Genomic DNA, 7,034 nt, shown 5'->3' on the forward strand with positions numbered 1-7,034 from the left:
CAGTTCGGGAAGGCGATCGCGGAGTTCCAGGGGGTCCAGTTCATGCTGGCGGACATGGCGATGAAGCTGGAGGCGGCGCGTCAGCTGACGTACGCAGCGGCGGCGAAGTCGCAGCGTGGGGACGGGGACCTGACGTTCTTCGGTGCGGCGGCGAAGTGTTTCGCGTCGGACGCGGCGATGGAGATCACGACGGACGCGGTGCAGCTGCTGGGCGGGTACGGGTACACGCGGGACTACCCGGTGGAGCGGATGATGCGTGACGCGAAGATCACGCAGATCTACGAGGGCACCAACCAGGTCCAGCGGATCGTCATGGCCCGCAATCTGCCGTAACACGCGCACCCCAGGAGCCCCCGGCCGATCGGCCGGGGGCTCCTGCGTTCCCGGGCGTCCCCGTCGCCGGCCATCGACGTGACGTATAAATGATCGTCAACTTCCTTGTGGTGCAAGGCGTACGGAGGGCATGGGGAATGAGCGGCGAGAAGTGGACGGCCGGGCGGGTCTGGTTGATCACCGGGGCCAACTCGGGGTTCGGGCAGGCGATCGCCGAGGCCGCGATCGCGGCCGGTGGCCGTGTGGTGGCGGCGGCGCGGCGGCCGGAGGCGTTGGAGGGGCTGGTCGCGGCGCATCCGGGGCGGGTCGTGCCGGTGCGGCTGGACGTGACGGACCCGGAGCGGATCCCGGCGGCCGTCGCGGAGGCGCTGGAGGCGTTCGGCCGGATCGACGTCCTGGTGAACAACGCCGGGCGCGGCCTGATCGGCGCCGTCGAGGAGCACACCGACCGTGAGCTGCGGGACCTGATGGAGCTGCACTTCTTCGGGCCGGCCGCGCTCACCCGGGCCGTCCTGCCGCACCTGCGGGCGCAGGGGTCGGGGGCGGTCGTGCAGATGAGCAGCATGGGCGGGCGGTTCTCGTTCCCCGGGGTGGGGGCGTACTCGGCCACCAAGTTCGCGCTGGAGGGGCTGTCCGAGGCGCTGGCGCAGGAGGTCGCCGGGTTCGGGGTCAAGGTGCTGATCGTCGAGCCGGGCGCGTTCCGGACCGGGTTCGCGGGCGGTGGTGCCCTCGCGCACGCCACCCCGATTGCCGCCTACGAGCCGGTCGTCGGCCCGGTCCGCACCGGGCTGCCGGACTCCGACGGCAAGCAGCCCGGGGATCCGGCCAGGGCCGCCGCCGCGATCCTCGCGGCGCTGGACGCCGAGGACACCCCGCTGCGGCTCGCGCTCGGCAACGACGCCGTCGACGGGGTCCTGGCCCAACTCGACAACGCCCGCAAGGAGGCGGAGGCGTGGGAGGCGGTCGGTCGCGGCACCGACTTCGCCGACGTCGAGGACTAAGGGAAACCTACAAAGGGGCCGTGTTCGAATCAGTCGCCTTCGGACCCTGAAGATCCATCAATCCCCTGACAGAGTGGCACAGGGTTCGACCGCTCTCCGGGCCCATCGGCGCGGAGGGCGGTTTCGATTTGTGGCCTCTCAATAAACGCAGGGGGAAAGATTTCATGAATGCCGACAGCCGTTCCGCCGGGGCCGGCCGCGTGGTCGTCACCGGTCTCGGGGCGACCACGCCGCTCGGCGGTGACGTCCCCTCGACCTGGGCCGCGATGCTCGCCGGGCAGTCCGGGATCACGGCCATCGAGGACGCCTGGGCGGCGGAGCTGCCCGCCCGGATCGCCGGCCGGCTGAAGGTCGAGCCGTCCGAGGTGATGGACCGCGTCCAGGCCCGGCGGCTGGACCGCTGCGAGCAGGTCGCGCTGATCGCCGCCCGGCAGGCCTGGGCCGACGCGGGCTCGCCCGAGGTCGACCCGGAGCGCCTCGCCGTCGTCATCGGCACCGGCACCGGCGGTGCGGTCACCCTGCTCGCGCAGGACGACGTGCTGGAGGCCTCCGGCTTCCGCAAGGTCTCCCCGCACACCGTGCCCATGCTGATGGCCAACGGCCCGGCCGCGTGGGTCAGCATCGAGCTCGGCGCGCGGGCCGGCGCGCACACCCCGGTGAGCGCCTGTGCCTCCGGCGCCGAGGCGATCGCCCTCGGCCTCGACCTGATCCGGCTCGGCCGCGCCGACGTCGTCGTCGCCGGCGGCGCCGAGGCCTGCATCTGCCCGCTGCCGATGGCCGGCTTCTCCCAGGCCAGGGCCCACTCGACCCGCAACGGCGAACCCGCCAGGGCGTCCCGGCCGTTCGACGTCGACCGGGACGGCTTCGTGATCGGCGAGGGCGCCGCCGTCCTCGTCCTGGAGCGCGCCGAGTTCGCCGCCGCCCGGGCCGCCCGCACCCACGCCGTCCTGGCCGGTTCGGCCGTCACCTCCGACGCCCACCACATCACCGCGGCGGCGTCCGAGGGCCAGGTCCGGGCGATGCGGCGCGCGGTGGCCGAGGCCGGGCTCACCCCGCAGGACGTCGCCTTCGTCAACGCCCACGCGACCTCCACGCCGCCCGGCGACCTCGCCGAGGCCGAGTCGGTCGCCGAGGCGATCGGGCTGCACCCGGCGGTCACCGCCACCAAGTCGCTCACCGGGCACCTCTTCGGCGCGGCCGGCGCACTCGGGGCGCTCACGGCCGTGCTCGCCATCCGCGAGGGGATCGTGCCGGCCACCGCCAACCTGGAGCGGCTCGACCCGGCGGTGAAGCTCGACGTCGTCGCGGGCGCGCCGCGCCGCGGGGCCGTGCCGGTCGCGCTCACCAACGCGTTCGGCTTCGGCGGGCACAACGCCTCGCTGGTGTTCACGCGCTGACGGCGGGGCGAGCCGACGGCAGGGCGGGCGGACGGCAGGGCGGGCCGAAATCCGGGCGACGCGAGGGCGTCCGCTCTCTAATCTGACGATCATGTCCTCCGACCTGCGCCTCGAACCCGTCACCACGGCCACCATCGACGCCGCCCTCGCCCTGCGCGTGCGGCCGGACCAGGAGGGGCTGGTCTCGCCGGTGGTGAAGTCCCTCGCCGAGGCGTACGTCCACGGCGACACCGCGTGGCCCCGGCTGATCTTCGACGGCGAGCGGATGGTCGGGTTCGTGATGGCCTTCTTCGACGTCACGTTCTACCCCGACAAGCCGGAGGACCGGCCGCGTTCGGGCCTCTGGCGCCTGCTCGTCGACGCCGACCAGCAGCGCGGCGGCTACGGGCGCTTCGCCGTCGAGCAGGTGTGCGCGGAGGTCCGCCGCCGCGGTGGCACCCGCGTCACCGTCACGTACGTGCCCGGACCGGACGGACCCGCCGCGTTCTACGCCCGGCTGGGCTTCCGGCCGACCGGGGAGACGAGCGGCGACGAGGCGGTGGCGGAGCTGGAGCTGGCCTGAGGCCGGGCCGGGGGCTGGGGCTCAGCGCTCGGGGAAGGGCGCGAGCTCGGCGTCCCAGGCGTCGGCGGCGGCGCGGAGCTCGGCGGGGGCGAGGAGGAACTCGGCGGTGTGGCCGGGCCACTCGTCGTCCCAGCCCTCGTCGCTGTCGCCGTCCCCGTCCTCGGCGTCGCGGTCCACCCACGGCGGCGCGGCTTCCATCGCGAAGCGCACCCGCACCAGCCGCCGTCCGTCCGCGGGCTGCTCCTCGGCGAGGTCGAAGGTCAGCAGCGGCTCGGTGAAGCCGAGCGCACCCGGGCTGCGGCCCGGGTCGGCGGCGGCCCGCAGCCAGCGTGAGATCTCCCGCGCCTCCCAGGTGGTCAGGCACGCGTCGACGAACCGCCACGACCCCTCCGGCACGGCCGCGGCGCCGGCGATCACCAGCCAGTTGTCGTCGAAGCTCTCACCGCGCGCCGTCCCGAACTGGTAGCTGCGCGGCCGCAGGTCGAGCCGGTGCGAGGGGTCTTCGAGGAGCATCCGCCCATCGTGTCACCGCGCCCGCCCGGTCACCCCAGGAGGGCCGCCGCCTCGGCGCGGGCCCGGTCGAGCCAGGCGGCGCGGGTCGGGGCGGGGGCGTCGGTGACGGTGCGGAAGACCGTCCGGCGGATGTCCGTGACGCCGACGTACGGGAGGACGCACGCGGCCCAGATCCGCTGGAGGGGATCGCCGAACTCGGTGCGCTCGCGCTCCTCCGGGGTGTCGGAGGTGTTGAGGACGAGGGCCCGGCCGGCCCGGAGCAGCCCGGCGGGTTCGCCGTCGGCCGTGCCGAGCTTGTACGCGACGCCGGGCGCGAGCACGCGCTGCACCCAGCCGGTGAGGACGGCGGGCGGCATGCCCCACCAGTTGGGGTGGATCAGGACGAGGGCGTCGAGCGTGGCCACTTCGGCGCGGTGCAGGGCGAGTTGTGGGTCGGCGGGGGCGTCGGCGGCGGCGACGGTGCCGGTCTCCTCGGCGGTGAGCAGCGGCGGGAAGCCCTCCGCGTACAGGTCGTGGGCGCGGACGTCGCAGCCGCGTCCGCGCAGTTCGGCCACGACGGCGTCGTAGAGCGCGTGGTTGAAGCTGCCCGGCCTCGGGTGCGCCAGGTAGACGCCGATCCGGCCGGCCGTGTCGTCCATCGTCCCGTCCCCCCTTGGTCGTTCGCCCGTCGCCCGTCGCTCGCCGCGAGCGGGCGCCCGTGCCGTGATGCTACCGACCGGGCCGACCGGGTGGTGCAGGTTGAGCTCGACCTGGGGCGGAGAAAACCATTGCGCGTGCACGCACACGGCAGGGAATGCGTGCACGCGCACGCAACTCGGTACGATGAACGGCATGAACCGTGCCGACCTCACCCTGGGCCCGCTGTCGGAGCGCGATCACGCCTTCTACGGCCTGGTCTGGGCCGGCACCACGCTGGCCGCCCAGGTGGACCGGGAGCTCGCCCGGGTCCACGGGCTGCCGCTGTCCTGGTTCGAGGTGATGCTCTGGCTCAACGGGCAGCGGGAGCCGGTCGCCGCCTCCGACCTCGGGGCGAAGACGATGCTCAGCCGCAGCCAGGTGTCCCGGGTGGTCGACGCCCTCGCCGGGCGCGGCCTGGTGGCCCGCTCGGCCTCGGCCTCGGACGCCCGCTCGGTGCGGATCGAGCTGACGGAGGAGGGCCGCGCCGCGTTCGCCGAGGCCGACGCGACCCGGCGGGCGGTGCTCGCGCCGGTCTTCGGCGACCGGCTGGACGACGCCGACATCGCCGCGCTGGAGACGGTCTGGCGCAAGCTGAAGGAGCCCAAGCCCGGCCCGGCGCCGGACGGCGCCCGCTAGGGCCACGGCCCTACCGCGCCTCGCGCTCCGCCGGGCCGAGCGACGCGCGGCCGGCGGCGGTCTGGATCACCTCGTCCAGGACGTCGCGCGAGCGGACCAGGTCGGCGATCATCCGGTCGATCCGCTCCCGCTCGGCGGTGAGCTCCTCGACCAGGAGCGGCGTGGCGATCTCGTTCGGGCCGCCGTCGGCGTCCCGCATGCAGGGGAGGATCTCGTAGATCTTGCGGCTGTGCAGGCCGGCCGCGAACAGCTCCTGGATGAGGATGACCCGGTCCACCGCGCCGTCCGGGAAGTCCCGGTGCCCGCCCAGGGTGCGCTCGGGGGCCAGCAGGCCCTGCTTCTCGTAGTAGCGCAGGGAGCGCTCGCTCACGCCCGTGCGCCTGGCCAGTTCACCGATCCGCATGCCGCCCACCCCGTCGTCGCGATCGAACGCCCGCCCCGCTCGAAGCCGAACCCGATGGTAACTGCCGCGCCCGGTACGGCGGGGCGGTGCGGACGGCGCCGGGGCGGTGGCGGGCGGTGCGACGGATAGCACGCGGACGGCGGCCGGCGGCCCACCGGGGGTGTCGCGCGCGGGACCGCCGGTCGTGCCATGATCCCTGCATGGCTTCCAACGTTTTCTTCGACATCACGATCGACGACCAGCCGGCCGGCCGGATCGTCTTCAAGCTGTACGACGACGTCGTTCCGGTCACCGCCCGCAACTTCCGCGAGCTCGCCACCGGCCAGAACGGCTTCGGCTACGAGGGCTCCGGCTTCCACCGCGTGATCCCCAGCTTCATGCTGCAGGGCGGTGACTTCACCAACCACAACGGCACCGGCGGCCGCAGCATCTACGGCGAGAAGTTCGCCGACGAGAACTTCGAGATCAAGCACAGCAAGCCCGGCCTGCTCTCGATGGCCAACGCCGGCCGCAACACCAACGGCTCGCAGTTCTTCATCACCACCATCGTCACCGACTGGCTGGACGGCAAGCACGTCGTCTTCGGCGAGGTCGTCGAGGGCATGGACATCGTGAAGCTCGTCGAGTCCAAGGGCTCGCAGAGCGGCCGCACCTCGGCCAAGATCACCATCGCCAAGTCCGGCATCGTCGAGTAATCACCGGTGCGCGGCCGGGCTGCGGCCCGGTCGGACCGGTACCGCGTACCGCCCCGTCGTGGAAAGTCGGATCCGCCGACTTCCCACTCCGGGGCGGTGGCGTTTCCGGGGACGCCTTTGCGGGCTTCTTCGCTGTGGCGCGGTGACCGGCGGACGGCATCGCGGGAACGGGAGCCCGACCGGGCCAGGAAATCTCCCCGTTGGCGTGAACTCGGCTACATCACACGGGAGTTGGCGGTAAGGGTGGGAGTCGGCACCACCTTCCACCCATGACCGGGAGTGCTGATGAAGACCATGCGATTCCTGACCGCGCCCGCCGTCGGCCTCGCCCTGGCGGCTGCCCTGACCGCCGCCACGACGACCGGCGCCGCCGCGACGGCCCCCGCCGTGCCCGATGCCCGGGCCACAAGTGCCGTCCTCTACCTCACCAACGCCGACCACGGCCGGACCGTCGCGGTGTCCGTCGGCGACGTGATCGAGGTGCACCTGAGCGCCGTCCGCACCAACGGCGCGACCTGGGTGTGGATCGACGTCCCGGCCGCCTCGGACCCGAACGTCCTCAACCGGGTCTCCGGCGGCGTCTCCGTGAACGGCGACACCGACGCCGTCTTCAGTGCCACCACCGCCGGCACGAGCGACATCACCGCCTACAGCCGGTGCGTCCCGGACCCGGGCTACGCCTGCCCCGCCGTCCTCGTCCCCTGGAAGGCCACCGTCAACGTGTCCTGACGCCCCGCGCCGACGGGCCCGGTGCGCGACCGTGCGCCGGGCCCGTCGGCCACCCGGGTGAGCCCCCGGCGCGGCGGTGTCCGCAGA

At 73.7% G+C, this 7,034-nt stretch carries 10 protein-coding genes; 7 read left to right on the top strand and 3 right to left on the bottom strand.

The window, feature by feature from the left end; genetic code table 11:
• From AB0O00_RS25295 to AB0O00_RS25310, 4 genes are all read left to right on the top strand, one after another.
• A partial coding sequence (locus AB0O00_RS25295; protein WP_363655392.1) for an acyl-CoA dehydrogenase family protein occupies positions 1-333 on the top strand: 333 nt, incomplete at its 5' end.
• A 137-nt stretch (positions 334-470) separates the two neighbouring features.
• Complete coding sequence (locus AB0O00_RS25300) at positions 471-1,334, top strand: oxidoreductase (protein ID WP_363655394.1); 864 nt, start codon at positions 471-473, stop codon at positions 1,332-1,334.
• A 164-nt stretch (positions 1,335-1,498) separates the two neighbouring features.
• Positions 1,499-2,731, top strand: coding sequence for a beta-ketoacyl-ACP synthase II (locus AB0O00_RS25305; RefSeq protein ID WP_363655396.1), 1,233 nt, complete (start codon positions 1,499-1,501; stop codon positions 2,729-2,731).
• A gap of 91 nt (positions 2,732-2,822) precedes the next feature.
• The gene (locus AB0O00_RS25310) at positions 2,823-3,293 is read left to right on the top strand and encodes a GNAT family N-acetyltransferase (protein WP_363655398.1); all 471 of its coding nucleotides are present in this window, start codon (positions 2,823-2,825) and stop codon (positions 3,291-3,293) included.
• Positions 3,294-3,314: 21 nt separating this feature from the next.
• On the opposite strand, the gene AB0O00_RS25315 is transcribed toward AB0O00_RS25310, so the two are convergent.
• Positions 3,315-3,806 (bottom strand): hypothetical protein, encoded by a 492-nt coding sequence (locus AB0O00_RS25315; protein ID WP_363655400.1) that lies wholly within the window; start codon positions 3,804-3,806, stop codon positions 3,315-3,317.
• Positions 3,807-3,835: 29 nt separating this feature from the next.
• Positions 3,836-4,444, bottom strand: a complete 609-nt coding sequence (locus tag AB0O00_RS25320; protein ID WP_363655402.1) for an NAD(P)H-dependent oxidoreductase — start codon at positions 4,442-4,444, stop codon at positions 3,836-3,838.
• Positions 4,445-4,637: 193 nt separating this feature from the next.
• Here AB0O00_RS25320 and AB0O00_RS25325 point away from each other — a divergent pair, with 193 nt between their 5' ends.
• Positions 4,638-5,120 (top strand): MarR family transcriptional regulator, encoded by a 483-nt coding sequence (locus AB0O00_RS25325; protein ID WP_363655404.1) that lies wholly within the window; start codon positions 4,638-4,640, stop codon positions 5,118-5,120.
• A gap of 10 nt (positions 5,121-5,130) precedes the next feature.
• Here the strand turns inward: AB0O00_RS25325 and AB0O00_RS25330 are convergent, their stop codons facing one another.
• Positions 5,131-5,523, bottom strand: coding sequence for a MerR family transcriptional regulator (locus tag AB0O00_RS25330; protein ID WP_363655406.1), 393 nt, complete (start codon positions 5,521-5,523; stop codon positions 5,131-5,133).
• Positions 5,524-5,723: 200 nt separating this feature from the next.
• On the opposite strand from AB0O00_RS25330, the gene AB0O00_RS25335 reads away from it, so the two are divergent.
• Both AB0O00_RS25335 and AB0O00_RS25340 read left to right on the top strand, forming a co-directional pair.
• Complete coding sequence (locus AB0O00_RS25335) at positions 5,724-6,218, top strand: peptidylprolyl isomerase (RefSeq protein ID WP_363655408.1); 495 nt, start codon at positions 5,724-5,726, stop codon at positions 6,216-6,218.
• Positions 6,219-6,503: 285 nt separating this feature from the next.
• Positions 6,504-6,947 carry a hypothetical protein gene (locus AB0O00_RS25340; protein WP_363655409.1) on the top strand — a complete coding sequence of 148 codons (444 nt, stop codon included), beginning with the start codon at positions 6,504-6,506 and terminating at the stop codon, positions 6,945-6,947.
• Positions 6,948-7,034 lie beyond the last annotated feature (87 nt).

It is taken from the genome of Kitasatospora sp. NPDC093558 (assembly GCF_040683475.1).
In the GTDB taxonomy this organism is placed as follows: Bacteria; Actinomycetota; Actinomycetes; order Streptomycetales; family Streptomycetaceae; genus Kitasatospora.

Bases quoted from the DNA above. Each gene is read 5' to 3' on its own strand.
- AB0O00_RS25300 (WP_363655394.1), top strand. From the start codon at position 471: ATGAGCGGCGAGAAGTGGACGGCCGGGCGGGTCTGGTTGATCACCGGG.
- AB0O00_RS25305 (WP_363655396.1), top strand. From the start codon at position 1,499: ATGAATGCCGACAGCCGTTCCGCCGGGGCCGGCCGCGTGGTCGTCACC.
- AB0O00_RS25310 (WP_363655398.1), top strand. From the start codon at position 2,823: ATGTCCTCCGACCTGCGCCTCGAACCCGTCACCACGGCCACCATCGAC.
- AB0O00_RS25315 (WP_363655400.1), bottom strand. From the start codon at position 3,806: ATGCTCCTCGAAGACCCCTCGCACCGGCTCGACCTGCGGCCGCGCAGC.
- AB0O00_RS25320 (WP_363655402.1), bottom strand. From the start codon at position 4,444: ATGGACGACACGGCCGGCCGGATCGGCGTCTACCTGGCGCACCCGAGG.
- AB0O00_RS25325 (WP_363655404.1), top strand. From the start codon at position 4,638: ATGAACCGTGCCGACCTCACCCTGGGCCCGCTGTCGGAGCGCGATCAC.
- AB0O00_RS25330 (WP_363655406.1), bottom strand. From the start codon at position 5,523: ATGCGGATCGGTGAACTGGCCAGGCGCACGGGCGTGAGCGAGCGCTCC.
- AB0O00_RS25335 (WP_363655408.1), top strand. From the start codon at position 5,724: ATGGCTTCCAACGTTTTCTTCGACATCACGATCGACGACCAGCCGGCC.
- AB0O00_RS25340 (WP_363655409.1), top strand. From the start codon at position 6,504: ATGAAGACCATGCGATTCCTGACCGCGCCCGCCGTCGGCCTCGCCCTG.